The sequence below is a fragment of the Bdellovibrio svalbardensis genome, from assembly GCF_029531655.1.
Classification (GTDB): Bacteria; Bdellovibrionota; Bdellovibrionia; order Bdellovibrionales; family Bdellovibrionaceae; genus Bdellovibrio; species Bdellovibrio svalbardensis.
Window position 1 is genome coordinate 492,820 of sequence record NZ_JANRMI010000002.1, and the last position, 17,207, is coordinate 510,026.

The following is a 17,207-nucleotide window of genomic DNA, read 5'->3' on the forward strand; positions in this document are numbered from 1 at the left end:
CTTGTTTAGGAGGTTGTTCTGATGCGCTCATTAGTTTTACTTCTTGCAGTTGTAGGTCTATTTGCAGGTTGCCAATACGTACCTACTAAAGTTGTTTCGCAGGAACCGGTGATTCCGGGAACCATGACGGCTGAAAAAATCATGGCGGATAATCCGGTGATTTTAGATGTCAGATCTCCTTTTGAATTCAATTTGTCTCATGTTCCTGGAGCGATCAATGTTCGCTGGGAGGACTTCTCTCAACAAGATCCTCGTTATCGTGGACTTTTGCAGACGGATCTTTTTGCAATGGCTCGTCGTCTTTCTTTGATTGGTATCGACTTGGATTCTAAAGTTGTCGTCCTCGGTAAAGGCCGCCAAGGTGGTGGTGAAGAGGGGCGTGTCGCCTGGACTTTGCAGGTTTTAGGAGTTCGCGAGGTTTACACTTTGATGCATACCTCTTACCGCGCGATCAACCCTAAGGAAGGTCCGCCTCCGGTAAAAAATAAACCTTACTGGAAGCCTGTGGTTGATGAGTCTATGATGATCAGTTTTGAAAATTTCAAAGCTTACGCCACCCAACAATTGCCTCCGATGAAGTATTCATCACGTGCCCGCAGCAAATCTCTGGGCGGCTTGCCTCCAGGTGCCACGGATATGCCAGTGGCGAGCCTGTTCGGTATGAACTTCAATGACGCTAAAAACAAAGTCATTATTCTGGATGTGCGTGGCTCCCAAGAGTTCGCCCTGCAGAATTTAACTCAACAAAAAGATGTTAAAGCTTCAGTGGTCAATATCGAGTGGCGCGAATTCTTTAATGACAAAGATCTCCCGGCTAAAGAGGTGGAAAAGCTTCTTGCAGCCAAAGGCATCACTAAGGACAAAATTGTGATGGTTATCAGTAATCACGGTGTACGCTCGGCGGCAGTGACTTATGCTCTGCGCGGCTTGGGATATCGCCAATCAGTGAACTATGCCGGAGGCTATGAGCAATGGAAGTAAAGGGCGAAGAGATTGATAATATCCTTAGAGATAAGATCAAGCTCTACGAGCATCTTGGTATTGAAGTGATAGAAATCACGTCTCATAAAGCGCATTTCCGTGTTTCCCTGGAAAAGAATCTAAATCATAAAGGCACGGCTTTCGGTGGCAGTCTTTACGCAACCGGTGTGATGTCGGCCTATGCGCTGGTGTTGACGGGCTTAAAACACTACAAAATTGCCACAGACAATATTGTCATTTCCAAAGGGGAGATTTCCTATCTGCGCCCTGTTGATACAGATTTTGATGTGGTCGCGAGTTTTGATTCTCTCGAGCAAGAAGTAGATTTCTTTACCAAGCTTCAAAAAGAAAAACGAGTGAAGGACACCGTGAAGGTTCAGATACTCGGGGATGGCGGCTCTTTAAAAGCCTCACTCTTTGGGACTTTTGTTGTGAATGCCTGAATGAGGGCTTCGACCACCTCCGCCTTCTTAACTGGTTTTACCATATATTGATCACAACCACTGCTGATTGTTCTTTGTAGCTCCTCCAAAACTGCGGTGGCGGTAAGAGCAATGATATAGGTGCGTGGACGTTTATTTTCTTTCTCGATATGTCTGATGATCTCTGTCGCTTTGTATCCGCTCATAACCGGCATTTGCATGTCCATGAAGATAAGATCAAAAACGTTGTCTTTGCATTTCTCAACGGCCTCTTTGCCATTCACGGCTTCGACGAAATCAAAGGGCATACTCTTTAAATAATGAGTGATAAGAACTCTGTTGTCCTCTGAATCGTCCACAAGCAGGATTTTATAGCGTCGTTGACTTAAAGACTCTGGCCATTTTGTGACGGCGGCTTTGGCTTTCTCTTGAGGGCCTGTCATATCGGGACGATACGGCAGTGTAATGCGGAAGGTGGTGCCGCGTCCGGCGAGACTGCGCAACTCAATATCTCCCCCCATGATTTCAACCAAATTCTTTGATATGACCAGGCCCAGGCCCGTGCCACCATATCGTCGTGTGATATTGGATTCACCTTGAACGAAAGGAGAAAAGATCACCTGTTGTTTTTCTCGGGGGATACCAATACCGGTGTCGCGCACTTCAATTAACAACTTTTCTTGCGGAGCTTTTTCAACAGAGACATTGATATAGACTTCGCCTTCATCGGTAAACTTCAGGGCATTTCCAATAAGGTTAAATAGAACCTGGCGAAGGCGAGTCGGATCACCCATTTGATAAAGGGGAACATCTTCGGCGAAATTGAGCTCAAATTTCAGGCCCTTTTCTTCGGCTTTGATCTGCAGAATTTCAAAAACACTACGAATGGTTGAATGAAGATTGTATGAGATGTTTTCAATCGTAAGGGCCTTGGCTTCAATCTTGGAGAAATCCAATAGATCATTAATCAGCGCTTTTAGATTTTCCCCAGCGTGACTAAAAAGTGTGAGATAGCGCTCTTGGTCCTTGGAGAGATTCGTTTCTTTCAAGAGTTCGAGCATTCCCAGGACTGAATTAAGAGGCGTGCGAATTTCGTGGCTCATTCTGGCCAGGAATTCAGATTTAGCGCGCGAAGCATCTTCAGCTTGTTCTTTTGCGACCTTCAGTTCGTTTTCAGCGCTAATGACCCGCGAAAGTCTTTTTCGAAAATATGAAACTGCAGAGCCCGCCACCAGGGCCGTGAAATTCAAGGTTAAAAGGGTTGCGACAATTTGGGTTGAATCCAGGGTTTGTGGCCATTTTTGTCCAGCCAAGGCGGGGTAGGCCAAAGTTAAAAATGAAATGAATGAATTGACGATAATGGCAAACTCCAGCCCGTACCAAATAGCCGGCAGAAGAACAAAGATCCCCATGAAATACCAAACTCTGAAGATGGGAAGCGAGATGCTCAAGACCAAGGCGAGCGAAACGCCGATGGCAAGCAAGACTTTTTCCTTCAGGGGAATTCGCCATTTCCATTGCAGTTCAAAGTTGTCTACCGGGAAAAGATTGAGTTTTCTTTTTTCGAGTACTGGCGTCAGGATAATTAAGAGCGGAAGGCTGACACTGACTCCGCCCATAAGATCCCCAATGAACGCGCTAATTCCGACCCAAATTGCGGAATCGGAATTTGAATTTCCTGTTAGTATTAAAATTCCTTGAGACAGGCAGGCAGCGATGCCAGCCGGAATCATAACGCCTTGGATGCCGTAAATGATTAAGTCAGTGGGATTTGGAGACCAGAGAGTGTTTTTGAATCGCTCCTTAATAAGAAGGTATGAAATCCAAACCTCGAAAGTTTCTATCAGACCAAATAAAGGATAGAATTCGACCTTATTGAGTCCCCAGAGTCCTGCAGAAAGCACCGAATTAATATAGAGAGCTGGGAGAACTCGGTAGCCCCACCATCGGATCAAAACAAAACCAAGTGCTACCGGAAAATAAAAAGTCGAAACGCCCGGTGCAATCTGATAAGTCAGACTGAGTCTTGTACCAAGATGAAAGATGGCGAGGGGAAGGACCCAGGTCCACCAAGGTAGTTTCTGTTTTTCCATGGATTTAGTTTAGAAAAAATAAGAACGTGGGGCTAAGGATGTCTCGCGAAATTGCCGAAGCACAAATTACTTCTTAAGACCCGTGACTTGGCCATTAATAACTAAAAAGCCATCTTCATGTTTGTTTTTATTTGCGTTGGGATTGCTGTGCAGCCAATGCACAACTGCTCCCAGTGGTGACCAGGAGTCGACGATAAAATCTCCGCAGGCAATAAGTTCGTCACCGACTCGAAAATCAGGAAGCTCGCCAAATTCGACGTTATAAATGACTTCGACGCGATCGTTGTTGGTTGTCAGGTCTTTGTCGAAATCCACCTCAAAGTGAATGTGACCTTGGCGATTTTCAATAATCCCCACGATGCTGCCTTTAATGAAGGCGCGCGACAGGAATTTACTTTTTTCGCTAAATTTCCAACCCAGCACCTGCTCATTGTTATACGAAATAACGGTGTTTTTATTTTTACAAGCAGGGATGTGCTCAGAAGCTAAAACTGCTTGAGAGCTAAGAAGTAAAATCAGAAGAAAAATAGAATTTCTCAAAGGGTGTCTTCCTTGGCGCCCTTATCGATCCAAGTTTTCAAAAAAACCTGTTCGTCGACGGTCAATCTTGGCAATCCAGATTTGAGCGGAGGCATCTGACGCTTCGCTGTCGGTAAGACGATTTGATAGATCTTACTTTCCTCTGCCGTCTCGGCAAGAACACCGGCATCATGCATGCCTTGAACTGAATCTAAAACTGTTTCCACATCTTCAACGTCATGAGCGTGGCAGCTCAAGCATTTTGGAGCGATGATATACTTTTGCAGGTTTGCAAAAGTGACTTCAAGTTTTGAAATATCAGGCTTTTCTTCTTTTGGCGGAGCGACTGCGCCCTGACACTTGGGAAGATCTTTGATTTTTACACTTTTGCGAGATTTCGCCTGATCTTCAAGCCATGTTTCAACGATTTGCTTTTCACAATCCGTCAAGGTTTTGTATCCGCTTGATTTTGGTGGCATGGCATTGCTGCTGATTTCGCTTAAGATCTTTCCACTTAAAGCCAGTGCCTCTGCGGGTGTGCCCATCGCGTTTCGACCTGTCGTATGGCATTCCATGCAGGTTCTCATGGCTGTCGATTTCAAAACATCAAAGGTAATTTCTTGATTTGCGTAAGCCAAAGTACCCAGCTCAGGCAGACCCGAGTTGGAACCCTTGAAGAGACCTGCTTCTTCCATTGCGAAACTGCATCCGCCTAAAGAGAATATCGTCAGGGAGGTTGAGAGGAGAAAAATAAGGATTTTGGCAGGATTTTTCATTCCGTTGTTGTATCAGAATAGGTGATTTTGTCCTGTAAAAAACCTATTGAAAGCTAAAAAGTTCAGGGCCGTTTAAGTTTTTGACAGTCAGGAGTCTGCACTGCGGTGAGAGGTTGTAGAATGATACTCAGATTAAAGACTTCATTGCTGGGGCTGTCTTCGCTAATTGATGAGATCTTACCCATCAAACGTTTCATAAGTTGTTTAACTTGCGGAATTTTGGCGCGATCAATGGCAAAGGTAAGGGTTCCTAGGGCCGAAACCTCCCGAGGGAGGTCCCAGATGTATGGGAGTGTTTGCTCCAGAAGTTCTTGGTAGCTCTTCGCAGCCAGTGACGGTTGTGGGGAGGGGACAGCACTAGCTAGATTTGCGGCTAAGATAACATGCTGGTCATCTTGTATATGAATCACACCACAGGCACACAATTCTTCCAAGGATTCTTTCGCAGTCGTGACAGGGATGCAGAGGCGATTTGCGACCCAGAGAGGGTCTGCTTTTGCATTTTGATTTTTTAGCAAACTCAAAATGGCGTGGGTTTCCCAGCGAAAAAGATGTTTCAAATTTGATGAATCAAGGACTTTGCTGTAATCATTTTCAGGTAAGGGAATGTGCCGATGTCCTCTGGTTGCGGTCTGCAATAGTTTTCTTTCTGATTCGGAAAGTCTTGAAGAATTCATCAGTTTTTTAAGCAGGCGTGAGCCCACCGCTGTTTTGCCGCTAAGGACTGCGGAAATCTTTCCCGCAGAGCAATTCAGGTCACGGGAAAATGCTCGTAATGAGTATCTTCGGCTGCGTCTTTGTCGCTCCAAAAAAATTGTTTTCAAGGTTTTTTCAAATGTAAGGAGTTCGCTGTCCACAAGGCCTCCGCGAAGGCATTATTGAAGAATGAAAATTTATATCAAGTTGCGAAGGAGTAATTACGTAAACACTGTTTCTGAGCTTCTCGCAAACAAAGAAATTCCCCGAATCCTTAGTGGAAAGAATCCGGGGAAATGTCATTTAGTGATGACCGCCGCTATTGCCGTTGGCTCCGCCTGCGCCATTACCGTTGCCACCCGCGCCGTTGCCATTCCCACCGGTTTGCCCGCCATTTCCAGCATGATCATGTCCACCATGATTGCCGCCACTGCCTGGGTTTTCATATTTGCTGCAGATGTAACCGCATTTATAGAAGCCGTTGCCACCCCAGCAGTATCTGACTCGTTGATCCCATCCTGTTGGACATTCACATTCTGAGTCGTACTGACGTTGCATTTTCATTTCTTCACTGATGGGACCTGTTTGCGGGAACATTTCAGAAAGCGGTTGGGGCGTCTCGTAAGAGCAGTTGTCGTGAGCCAGGGCAGCCGTTGAAAATGACATGGCCACGGTCGCGATGAAAGCGGCAAGTATAGTCTTCATAAAAAATCCTCCTTGTATAGTTGTTGCGTGAATTACGCAGGCTGGAGAATAGGAAGACTTTTTTTGAATCGCTACGAAGGACTGGTAAAACTGATGGGAGGCATTGAATAAATGTTTTTGTGTTTCGCGAACACGAAGATGACAAAGTATTCGACGGCTTTACTCGTCTATTTTATTCGTCGGTGATGGTTTCGCTGATAAGAGCTGCCTCGAAAGTGGAGCGATGTCTTAAATAATAGAGAACTCCATAAAGAAGTCCTGTGAGGAAGCCAATGAGGTGGGCTCCATAGCTGATGGTAGGATCAAAGGCAGTGGCAGGCATAAAGACCCCCAAGGCCACGCCACCAATACGAAGACTTCTTTGCAGATAGGTTTTGCGTTTATCCAGAGCGAAATACAGAGCGAGCCAGGCTCCTCCCATCCAATACACCACGCCAGAAACTCCAATCAAAGAAATGTCAGGAGGAGAGTTCAATAAGACAAAGAAATTGGTGATACCTCCGAAGGCAAAGGCTGCGAGCGGAAAAAGCAGAGCTCCGAAGTATCCCGTAAGGAAATAACCCAGAATAAAAAATAAAATGGAATTTGAAATCAAGTGGCCTAAATCAGCGTGAGCAAAAAGGGTTGTCCATAAACGCCACCACTGATGATGTTCAAATACTTTGATTCGGGATGCATCCATCCAGGTGTGTGCCTGAAAGAAATCTTGCTGATAAACAATGCTGCCCAGAACCAAAATGAAGGTGCTAATAGCGGCAATAAAGCCCGCGTGAGGGGAGGGTTTGCGGGTGAGCCAGGTTTGTACAACCCGATGCCATATAAGTGGGGGGCGGGTGACTGTTTCTTCGGGGGCAGATGGCTCCATGAGAGACCTCCGCCCAGAAGATGTGTACAGTATTTAAACTGTCAAGATGGACTACTTGGTGATCTTTAGAGCTTGGAAAGTCGCAGATGAAGCTGGTTCGCGACCGGCACGAGCGGAGACGATGCATTCTTGTCTTTGCGCATCTGTCAGATCTTTATCTTCACCACAATGATCCAAAGAAGCAGGGTTGAAGCTTTGTCCCTTGATGCTATCCCAGCACGACCAGAACGCCGAATCCTCTTTCTGTAAATTGCACACAGTGGCTGCGTACCAATCCACTTCTTCTTTTTGCGTGCGCTCTTTGCATTTGACGACGTCTTTTTCGCCTAAGAAGCGATCACAAAATCCTTGGGGATTGGTGGGTTCAAGGGCGAGAGCGATGAGTGGGATGACGGCGATGAGCAACAATGTGTGCAAAACATTTTTCATTCTATGCGGCCTTTATCTTAAACAGAACTGAGTACATTGCTTTTAACATGTCGGGATCATAGCGACCCGCGAGTTTTTCTTTCATCATAGCGACAGCGTCCAGGGGTTTCATTGGAACATTGTAAGAACGCTGAGTGGTCATTGCATCGTAAGTGTCTGTGATCGCGACAATGCGTGCAAAAGGGTGAATCTCATCGCCAACAATTTGCTGAGGGTAGCCATTGCCGGCCCATGATTCATGATGCTCAAAACAAGCTGCTTTGATGGCATCGCTGATATTGGGGTGATTGTTCAAAATAACCAAGCCGTACTGAGGATGCATTTTCATTTGCTCCCACTCGGCATCACTCAGTCCGCCTTTTTTACAAAGAATATCCAGGCTGACATTGCGTTTGCCGATGTCGTGGAAAAGCGCACCGACACCCAGTTCTTCCAAAGTCGTCGGGTCATATCCGAGCGCTTTGCCAAGACCTAAAGAGTAAATGCTGACATCCAAAGAGTGATTGTAAGTGTAGAAGTCATGACCTGACAGTGAAATCATAAAGCCCATGGCTTCAGGAGCGTTTTCCATCAAATCAATAAAGTCCTTGATGATCGGACGTGATTCATCCAACGCAGTATTCACATCTGGATTTTCGAAAAGGTCTTCCATCAAGGCCACGGAAGATTCACGCAAAATTGCAGCTTTCGAAAAAGGATCAATCAGGGAAGAATTCATCTCTTCACGAACCCAGTCACGATAAGCTTGTTTGTCTTCGTCACGCACGAAGAAAGAATCCCCCGTATCGCGGGAGTGAAGTCGCTCAATTTTTCCGTCCGAGAGTTTATCCCCAGCGCGCAAATAGAGAATGTACTTGTTATCCACAAGGATAAAAATATCGAAACTCGTCACTTTGTCGGGACGAATTGTCGTGAGGCGTATTCTAAAATAGTTGGCGGACTCCATAGGGAAATTCTGCCATGAATACATTGACTTAGAAATAAAATCCGCAATACTGCCTAAGTATGGCCCTTCGTCTAGATACTCAAATAATGTACCTCAAAGGAGTCGGTCCCAAGCTGGGTGACCTCTTTAATCGCAAAGGTTTGAAAACCTTGCGGGACCTCTTTGAGTTCTATCCTAGAGCTTATGAAGATCAAAGGGCTGCTCGCAACATCGCAAGTCTCAAAGTGAATGATATTGTAAGTATGAAAGCGACTGTTGCTGCCGTTCACAGTGTCAATATGGGGCGCTCGACTCGCAAAATGTATGACGTGGTTTTGAGAGACGCTTCGGGACAAATTCACTGCAAATATTTCCGCGTTCCTTATAAGGGCTATTTCGAGCGTTTCAAGCCTTTTACCGAAGTCCGAGTGGTCGGCAAGGTGATTGAATATCGTGGTCGATTGGAATTTCATCATCCCGATATTCGTGACATTGAGCCCGATGAGGAAACTCAAGATGCTTTGATCCCGCTCTACACAGAGATCGAGGGTCTGGCGACTTCAAAAATCATGAAGCTGGTAAGGCACGCCTTCGCACAGATCGAAGAGTGGCCACCTGAAGCTTTACCGAAATGGATGCTTGAGAAATACAATCTGAAGCCACGCAAAGATGCCCTCAAAGAGATGCATTATCCCGATCCGGCAAAAGCAGCGGAATATACTGAATTTAGAAACGCTTCACAAAGACGAATCATTTTTGAAGAGTTCTTCTGGTTGGAGTTGTTCTTGGCCTCTCGAAAAGCCGGATTTCAAAAAGGTGTCGCGGCAAAGATTGAGAATAGTGGAGAGAAGCTTCAGGCCTTGGAAAAGTCTTTGCCTTTTGAAATGACCGGCGCGCAAAAAAGAGTTTTTGCTGAGATTAAGGCCGATCTTGAAAAAGGTCATCCCATGCATCGTTTGGTTCAAGGGGATGTGGGAAGCGGAAAGACTTTGGTGAGCTTTATGGCGGCTATTTATGTCGCTGAAAGTAGCTTTCAATCCTGTCTGATGGCGCCCACCGAGATTCTCGCGGAACAGCACTTTAAGAATGCCAAAAAGGTCCTAGAACCTTTGGGGATTCGTCTTGCAATGTTGGTGGGAAAAACAAAAGCGGCCGAGAGAAAGCAAATTCTAGCAGATCTTGCCGCTGGCGAAATTGATTTGATCATTGGTACTCATGCCTTGATTGAGGATGAAGTGCAGTTTGCCAATCTGGGGCTGGTCATTATCGACGAACAGCATCGCTTCGGAGTTGAGCAACGCGGGGTTTTAAAGAACAAAGGCAAGTCGCCTCATTTCCTGGTGATGACGGCAACGCCCATTCCAAGAACTTTGGCCATGACTGTATATGGCGATCTGGATGTTTCAATCATTGATGAGATGCCAGCAGGAAGAAGTCCGATTCAAACTCGCGCCATCTATGACAGCAAGCGACCGCAAGCTTTGCAGTTTATGCTCGAGCAATTACAAAAGGGCCGCCAAGCCTACTTCGTTTATCCTTTGGTTGCGGAAAGCGAAAAGATTGATCTCAAAAATGCGGTTTCTGAATTTGAAAAGCTGCAGGCTCAATTCCCGAAAGTCACTTTTGGTCTTCTTCACGGGAAGATGAAGCCCGACGAAAAAGAACAAGTGATGGAAAAATTCCGCCGCCAGGAGATTCAGGTTCTGGTCTCGACAACAGTTATTGAGGTCGGCGTCGATGTGCCGAATGCCAATATCATGATCATTGAACATGCCGAACGGTTCGGATTGTCGCAGTTGCATCAGTTGCGTGGACGTGTTGGCCGGGGTGAACACAAGAGTTTCTGCATCTTAATCATGGGCTATGCTGTGTCTGAAGAAGGCAAGCAACGCACTGAAATGATGGAGAAAACATCAGATGGCTTTAAGATCGCCGAATTCGATTTAGAAATGCGCGGCCCGGGTGAGTTTATGGGGACTCGTCAATCCGGCTTGGCTGGATTTAAACTCGCAAATTTAGTGCGCGATATGCAGCTCTTGCAAAGCGCGAGGGAAGCGGCGTTTGAGGTGTTGAGGAAAGATCCGAAGTTGGCATTCGCTGATCACAAGGGTTTGAAAGAAGAGCTTCTTCGCGAGCATGGCCCCGCTGCTTTAGCTGGCATCGCCTGAGTTTTCGCTAACTGTTAACTGTCATCGAAAGTCTTTTTAGGAGAAGTTCTGTGAAGAAATTTTCCAAGAACCTTCATAGAGTCCAAAAATAAATCTTTAGATTGTGCTTGTAGGTGTTTCTTTTTTTTGTCATCCTTTTAGAAGTTCACAAGGATGTGTTCAAAATGAAAAAGAGTTTCTTCAGCGTTGTTGCGGCAGCAGTCTTATCTTCTATAGTATCTAGCCAGGCCTTTGCGGCTGTTCCTTCCTATCAAGTTAATATGCGCGTGGGTCTTAAAGGCCAATCTCCGATTGCCATCAATACAGTGGCAAAATCAGGTAAAAAATCTTTCGTGAGTGAGATTTCTGATGACGGTCAAAGCGAAACTTTGGTGGAAGTTTTTGCGAAAAAATCTCAGGTCAATCGCCGCGACGGCATCTTCATGGATGTGACAGTCACGAAGCGTGTGCGCGGTGTGAAGAAAGCTTCAGAGCGTGCTCAAGTTTTTGCTCCTGAAAACCAAGAGGCTGAATTCGGCGTAGGTGCGAAGGGTCGCACAGCCGGCAATTTGTCGCTTGCTGTCATGGCGCATCAACTCTAAGTCATTGATAGAAGTCGTTGATAGAAACTATGGCCTATGATCTAAACCTCTATAGGGAGGGGCGTCATGGGTCATGGATTCAATCGCAGATTTCTGACTTTTGTAATCGTATTTTTCGCCTTCCTATCTTGTGCCGAGGCCGGCACGTCCTTGAAGTTAAATTTCACAACAATCAATACTTTGAATTCCTCAACAATGATGGACGCATCTGTTGATTTGAGCGCTAATTTGGACTCAACGGTTCGCGAATACATTGTTCAATATACGCGTCCGATCCGACCTGCCGATAGAGTGGCTTTAAATCACCAGTTCAAAGTTTTTGGTTATCTTCCTGATGATGCTTTGGTTGTGCGCGGCACTTTCCCGCAGTTGCTGAAGTTTAAAGCCTCTCATTCTGCGGTTCGCACGATCTTAAAGTACGAGGCAAGATTTAAAGTAAGTTCTCAACTTTCAGCTTTAAGTGTTTTCAATAAGGACGAGCTCGCTGATCTTGTTGTGCGAATCTTTGATGCCAACGAAATTCAAAAAATAGCGCAAGCCATTCAGATCCTAAATCCTCAAGTAATCTTTCAAGATATTAGCGAAAAGCATTTAATGCTGGTGACTTCGAAGGGTTTTATTCCGCAGATCGCGGAATTGCCCGGGGTTGAGCACGTGGCGCCGGTGCCTGAGATGAAGCTCTTTGATTTCAATCCGACAGATTCAGTAAGTCTGGGAATTGATGAGTACGCGAATCTCACTGGTTATGAATCCGGAACCAAAATTATGAAATTTGAAGCGGCCTGGGCTCAAGGTTATGCCGGCCGCAATCAGGTTTTGGCCATGGCCGATACGGGAGTTGATTCCGGAGATCTCGCAAATTTAGTTCCCGATCTTTCTGGGGCTGTTTCCAGTGGTTTTGCTTTTGGACTTCGTTCAACATCTTGGGCGGATCCAATGGGGCATGGAACTCATGTCGCCGGTTTGATGGTCGGCCGAGGAACTGCTTCTCGAGGTCAACTTCTGGGTGGTGCCCATGAGGCAGAGTTGGTTGTGGGCAGTATGTGGTCGCCCCTTGTGAGGAATATGACCGTGCCCTCACGATTGTCAGTTTTGTTCGATCATGCCTTTCAGGCAGGCGCGCGCGTTCATTCCAATTCCTGGGGTTCTAACAAAGATCCCGGGGCCTATGATGACTCCGCCGTTCAAGTGGATGAGTGGGTGTTTAATAATCCGGATTTGTTGGTGGTTTTTGCCGCCGGAAACAGTGGCGCGGATTTGAACAAAGACGGGCGCATTGATGCGATGTCTTTGGGAACTCCGGGGACGGCAAAGAACTGTCTGACGGTGGGGGCTTCAAAAAACCGAATCTCTCAAGGTGGCGTCCAAGGGGCGATTGGCAAACTTCGGGATGGGCAGGCACTGTGGCCTTCAGAGCCTTTGTTCTCCTCAGGTATGTCAGACACCGAAACAGGATTGGCTCCTTTTTCATCTCGTGGTCCCACAAAAGATGGGCGTATCAAGCCGGATGTCGTGGCGCCGGGAACAAATATCTTAGGCACCAAGTCTCATCAAGGTGGAGCTTCAAGCCTTTGGGGCTTTTTCAATAAAGATTACACCTGGTCAGGCGGTACTTCGATGGCGGCTCCTCTGGCTGCTGGTGCTGCGGGGGTCGCAAGACAAATTCTGGTTGAAAAGTGGGGAGTAGAGTCTCCTTCCGCTGCTTTGGTGAAGGCCACATTAATTCACTCGGCGGAAGATCTTTTCCCAGGGCAATTTGGCTTGGTGGGGGAAGCACAGGGACAGGAGCTTCTGACTTTGCGACCAAACTCTGACGAGGGTTACGGGCGCGTGAACATGGAAAATTTAGTTCAGTGGAGCGCCGAAGATACCAAGGTCATTGATAACCGTGAGGGTGTTGCTCAAGATCAGGCAGTCTCTTACTCATTCACTCTTGAAGAGTGTGCGAATACCAGTGCGTGCTCGCGATCTCTTTACGCCAACTTGGTGTGGACGGATGCGCCCGGTTCGGTCAACGCAGCTGTGGCACTGGTGAATGATTTGGACTTGGAGCTCACTTTTCCTGATGGAAGAGTTTTGCGCTCCGAAGACCACGTCAATAATCTAGAAAAGATCGAGGTTTCAGGCCTTCTGCCCGGAACTTACCAGCTGACAATTAAGGGCCACCGGGTTCCTCAAGCCCCGCGCGGAGGACAGGCTTTCGCGTTGATCTATACAATCTTTAGACACTAGTGCTATTCGTTAAGAGTCTGAAATCATTGCTGCATTAGGACTTCGTGCTGATGGATCATTAATACTGAAATACTCTCTGAAAAATATTCCTGGAGCGGTGCTCTAGTTTGATAACTCGTGTCAAATTTGATACAACATTCAAGGTTCGGTCTCTGGTAAATCGGTCGACGATTTACATCTCTGTCAAAACTCTAGGTATCTAGGGGAGGTTCACGGATGCAGGCGTTTAATATCGGTGATAATGCAGTTTATCCCGGCTACGGCGTAGTTAAAGTTGTGGCTATTGAAACGAAGGAAATGCTCGGTACAAAAACGACATTTTATAACATGCAGTTGGTAGATACGGGTCTTAAGATCATGATCCCGACTACAAACGTAAAGTCTGCGGGTCTTCGCCCTATTATCTCTAAGACTGAAGCTGCCCGAGTTGTAGGCATTCTTAAGGAAAAAGACATCAAAATTGATAATCAAACATGGAATCGCCGTTATCGCGAGTACATGGAGAAGATCAAGACGGGTTCCGTCTTTGAAATTGCTGAAGTTTTGCGCGACCTTTTCTTGTTGAAAGCCGATAAAGAGTTGTCTTTTGGCGAGCGCAAGATGCTTGATTCTGCGCGCAGTCTTCTTTTGAAAGAGCTCACTTTGGCAACAAGCCAAGAAGAGCTGTTTATGGAAGAAGAAGTGAAGGCGATTTTCGGAGTGACAGCCTAAGGCTGTACTTGAAGTGGCAGCCTAGAACGGCTAGTCAGTCTAAAAGACTGCGACGTAGTAGACTCCCTCAAAAAAATCTAATAATGTTAAGGCTTGGCTAATCACCAGGCCTTTTTCATTTTTGGAGTACCTAATGACTTCGCAAATTTCTCCGCATGTTCGTGTTCGTTTTGCCCCTTCTCCTACCGGATACCTTCACGTAGGTGGCGCAAGAACTGCCTTGTACAATTATCTTTACGCTAAAAAAAATAAAGGCGAATTCATTCTTCGTATTGAAGACACAGATGAGGCTCGTTCTACGCAGGAATCTTTGCGTGGTGTGGTTGATGATATGGTGTGGTTGAACCTTCTTTGGGATGAGGGTGTTGACCCTGTGACTTTGAAGGATGTGGGACCCAATGGTCCTTATCGACAAAGTGAACGCCAGGCGATCTACAAAGAAATTGCTGAAAAGTTTTTGAACGAAGGCAAAGCTTACTACTGCTTTTTAACGGATGCGGAAATTGAAGCGCAACGTGAAGCTGCCATCAAGGCGGGACGTCCTCCGCAAATCACTTCCCCATACCAAGATTGGACTTTGGAGCAAGCCAAAGAAAAACTGGCGGCCGGTGAAAAAGCGGTTGTTCGTTTTAAAACTCGTCATCTTAAAAAAGACTATATCTTCACGGACCATGTTCGTGGCGAAGTGAAGTTCCCTTCTGATATGGTGGGTGATTTCGTTATTCTTCGTTCTGGCGGTATGCCGGTTTATAACTTCTGCTGCGTGGTGGATGATCACTTGATGAAGATCACCCATGTTTTCCGTGCGGAAGAACATCTGCCAAACACCCTTCGTCAATTGATGATTTACGAAGCGATGGGATGGCAGGCTCCTGAGTTCGGTCATATGGCTTTGATCCTGGATGAAGATCGTCAAAAGCTTTCTAAACGTAAGGGCGCTGTGGCTTGTGGTCAGTTGAAAGACGAAGGCTATTTGCCGTCAGCGGTTTTGAATTTCATCGCCCTTCTTGGTTGGTCACATCCAGAAGGTAAAGAGATTCTGACGGTGGATGAAATGATTCAGGCTTTTGATATCTCTCGCTTGAATTCTGCAGGGGCGATCTTTGACCGTGTGAAATTCAAGTGGATGAATGCGCAACATCTGAGAGCCTTGTCTAACAAAGATCTTTGGAATGCGATTCAACCATTCTTGGCGCGTGAAAAAATGGAGCTTCCTCAAGATCCAGCTTGGCAGGAGCAATCCGTGGCAGTTTTCAAAACATCGATGGAAACATTGGTGGATGCTATTGAATTGTATAAGCCACTTAATGATAAGTCTTATGTGGTTTTGCCAGAGTCTGAAGAGACTTTGAAGTGGGAGCCAACAAAAGCGGTTTTGACTGCTTGGCGTGACCTTGTGAAGGCTCATCCTTCGGATTACATGACTGAAGCTGAGTTCTTGAAGATTCAAGATGAGGTGAAGAACGCAACCGGTGCAAAAGGTAAAAATCTTTTCATGCCGATTCGCGTGGCTGTCATCGGGAAGCCTCACGGAACAGAGTTAAAAATTCTTGTTCCATTGATCAAGAAGTCTTCATTGATTGCAAGAGCTGAAGAGGCTCTGGCGAAAGCATAGTAGCTGGTTTATTTTTGGGAGAAATTCATGGCACTTAAGATTCACAACTCGCAGTCAAAACAACTTGAAGAATTTGTGCCTTTGGATCCAAAGCACGTGAAAATGTACGTGTGCGGACCGACCGTTTATAACTATCTGCACGTGGGGAACTTCCGCGGCGTGGTGGTTTTCAATCTTGTGCGCAACTGGCTTGAGTATCTGGGGTACAAAGTCTCTTATGCTCTGAATTTCACAGACGTCGATGATAAGATCATCAACCGGGCCCATGAAATGAATATGGAACCGGGGGCCTTGGCAGAGCAGTATATCGCCGAATACAAAAAAGATTTTGCTTCCTTGGGACTGCGTCCTCACGACTTCAATCCGAAGGTGACTGAGTCGATGGATGAAATCACCGAGATGGTGCAAACCCTGGTGAAAAATGGCAAAGCTTACGAAACGCAAGGCGATGTTTTGTATTCGATTGAATCGTTTAAAGACTACGGAAAATTGAGCGGTCGTCAAACGGATGAGCTGCAAGCTGGGGCTCGTGTGGATGTCGATGAAAAGAAACGCAATCCATTGGATTTTGCGCTTTGGAAAGCGGCGAAGCCAGGGGAAATCTCATGGCCTTCTCCGTGGGGGCCGGGGCGTCCGGGTTGGCATATTGAGTGCTCGGCAATGATTCAAAAAATCTATGGTGATCAAATTGATATCCACGGTGGTGGAATGGATTTGATTTTCCCACATCATGAGAATGAAATCGCACAAAGTGAAGGCTGCACAGGCAAACACTTTGTGAAGTATTGGATGCACAACAATATGCTGAACTTCGGCGGCCAAAAGATGTCGAAGTCTTTGGGTAATATTGTGACCATGCGTGAGTTCTTGGAGACAAACAGCGCGGAGCTTTACAAGTGGATGATCCTGTCAGTGCACTATCGCACGATGAGTGACTTCAGTGATGCCGCGATTGATCGCGCAGTGTCTGGTTTGGCTCGCGTTTACTCTGCAATGTCATTGGCGGAAAGCTATTTGACCGGAGAGGTTAAAATGGCAGACCAAGCTTTCCAAAAAATAACTGACGACGCTTGGGTAAAAATCGAAGCTGCTTTAAACGACGACTTCGGAACCCCTGAAGCCTTCGCTACTTTGTTTGAAGTGGTTCGCCAGTTCAATTCACAAGTTCGTCGCGGAATGAAAACCAATCCGGCGATCCAGGGCAAAGCCGTGGCGTTCATTAACTTCGTCCATAAATTCGGCGCCCTCATGAGCATGTTCCAAGAACCTGCCCATGACTTCCTCATTAAGCTAGATGATTTATTACTCAAAAAAATGAACATCGAAAGAAATCTAGTGGATTCTATCGTCAACGAACGCACCCAAGCCCGTTTAACCAAAGACTTCGCCAAATCCGACGAACTCCGCAAAAAACTCAACGACATGGGTATAGCAGTCAGCGACACCACAGAAGGCTCCTTCTGGGAAGTCGCGAAATAAAAGGTACGCC

At 46.2% G+C, this 17,207-nt stretch carries 16 protein-coding genes; 8 read left to right on the plus strand and 8 right to left on the minus strand.

The features are described 5' to 3' along the window. The first annotated feature begins 21 nt into the window (after window positions 1-21). Together NWE73_RS07520 and NWE73_RS07525 are read left to right on the plus strand one after the other, a co-directional pair. On the plus strand, window positions 22-981 hold the full coding sequence (locus tag NWE73_RS07520) for a sulfurtransferase (protein WP_277577686.1): 960 nt from the start codon (window positions 22-24) through the stop codon (window positions 979-981). Further along, the gene (locus NWE73_RS07525; protein WP_277577687.1) at window positions 972-1,424 is read left to right on the plus strand and encodes a YiiD C-terminal domain-containing protein; all 453 of its coding nucleotides are present in this window, start codon (window positions 972-974) and stop codon (window positions 1,422-1,424) included. The genes NWE73_RS07520 and NWE73_RS07525 overlap by 10 nt, the downstream gene beginning before the upstream one ends. Here NWE73_RS07525 and NWE73_RS07530 read toward each other — a convergent pair. From NWE73_RS07530 to NWE73_RS07565, 8 genes are all read right to left on the minus strand, one after another. Further along, window positions 1,358-3,496: an ATP-binding protein gene (locus tag NWE73_RS07530; protein WP_277577688.1), complete on the minus strand. Its 2,139-nt coding sequence runs from the start codon at window positions 3,494-3,496 to the stop codon at window positions 1,358-1,360. The genes NWE73_RS07525 and NWE73_RS07530 overlap by 67 nt on opposite strands. Window positions 3,497-3,562: 66 nt before the next feature. Continuing rightward, the gene (locus NWE73_RS07535; protein WP_277577689.1) at window positions 3,563-4,036 is read right to left on the minus strand and encodes a DUF3465 domain-containing protein; all 474 of its coding nucleotides are present in this window, start codon (window positions 4,034-4,036) and stop codon (window positions 3,563-3,565) included. Then, window positions 4,033-4,710, minus strand: a complete 678-nt coding sequence (locus NWE73_RS07540) for a hypothetical protein (RefSeq protein WP_277577690.1) — start codon at window positions 4,708-4,710, stop codon at window positions 4,033-4,035. The genes NWE73_RS07535 and NWE73_RS07540 overlap by 4 nt, the downstream gene beginning before the upstream one ends. Window positions 4,711-4,853: 143 nt before the next feature. Next, a complete protein-coding gene (locus NWE73_RS07545; RefSeq protein WP_277577691.1) occupies window positions 4,854-5,648 on the minus strand; it encodes a DUF4423 domain-containing protein in 795 nt (264 codons plus the stop codon). Window positions 5,649-5,790: 142 nt separating this feature from the next. Beyond that, entirely contained in the window at window positions 5,791-6,192 is a 402-nt protein-coding gene (locus NWE73_RS07550; protein WP_277577692.1) for a hypothetical protein, read from the minus strand. A gap of 172 nt (window positions 6,193-6,364) precedes the next feature. Further along, window positions 6,365-7,057 carry a rhomboid family intramembrane serine protease gene (locus NWE73_RS07555; RefSeq protein WP_277577693.1) on the minus strand — a complete coding sequence of 231 codons (693 nt, stop codon included), beginning with the start codon at window positions 7,055-7,057 and terminating at the stop codon, window positions 6,365-6,367. Between the two features lie 51 nt (window positions 7,058-7,108). Further along, complete coding sequence (locus NWE73_RS07560) at window positions 7,109-7,486, minus strand: hypothetical protein (RefSeq protein ID WP_277577694.1); 378 nt, start codon at window positions 7,484-7,486, stop codon at window positions 7,109-7,111. A 1-nt stretch (window position 7,487) separates the two neighbouring features. Continuing rightward, on the minus strand, window positions 7,488-8,456 hold the full coding sequence (locus NWE73_RS07565) for an HD-GYP domain-containing protein (RefSeq protein ID WP_277577695.1): 969 nt from the start codon (window positions 8,454-8,456) through the stop codon (window positions 7,488-7,490). A 35-nt stretch (window positions 8,457-8,491) separates the two neighbouring features. On the opposite strand from NWE73_RS07565, the gene recG reads away from it, so the two are divergent. The 6 genes from recG (at window position 8,492) to cysS (ending at window position 17,197) form a co-directional block, all read left to right on the plus strand. After that, entirely contained in the window at window positions 8,492-10,579 is a 2,088-nt protein-coding gene (recG, locus tag NWE73_RS07570; protein ID WP_277577696.1) for an ATP-dependent DNA helicase RecG, read from the plus strand. 164 nt (window positions 10,580-10,743) lie between these two features. Beyond that, a complete protein-coding gene (locus NWE73_RS07575; protein WP_277577697.1) occupies window positions 10,744-11,160 on the plus strand; it encodes a hypothetical protein in 417 nt (138 codons plus the stop codon). Between the two features lie 66 nt (window positions 11,161-11,226). After that, window positions 11,227-13,392, plus strand: a complete 2,166-nt coding sequence (locus tag NWE73_RS07580) for a S8 family serine peptidase (RefSeq protein ID WP_277577698.1) — start codon at window positions 11,227-11,229, stop codon at window positions 13,390-13,392. Window positions 13,393-13,608: 216 nt separating this feature from the next. Beyond that, window positions 13,609-14,103 carry a CarD family transcriptional regulator gene (locus tag NWE73_RS07585; protein WP_277577699.1) on the plus strand — a complete coding sequence of 165 codons (495 nt, stop codon included), beginning with the start codon at window positions 13,609-13,611 and terminating at the stop codon, window positions 14,101-14,103. A 133-nt stretch (window positions 14,104-14,236) separates the two neighbouring features. Continuing rightward, window positions 14,237-15,718, plus strand: a complete 1,482-nt coding sequence (gltX, locus tag NWE73_RS07590) for a glutamate--tRNA ligase (protein WP_277577700.1) — start codon at window positions 14,237-14,239, stop codon at window positions 15,716-15,718. A 27-nt stretch (window positions 15,719-15,745) separates the two neighbouring features. Further along, window positions 15,746-17,197, plus strand: coding sequence for a cysteine--tRNA ligase (cysS, locus tag NWE73_RS07595; RefSeq protein ID WP_277577701.1), 1,452 nt, complete (start codon window positions 15,746-15,748; stop codon window positions 17,195-17,197). Window positions 17,198-17,207 lie beyond the last annotated feature (10 nt).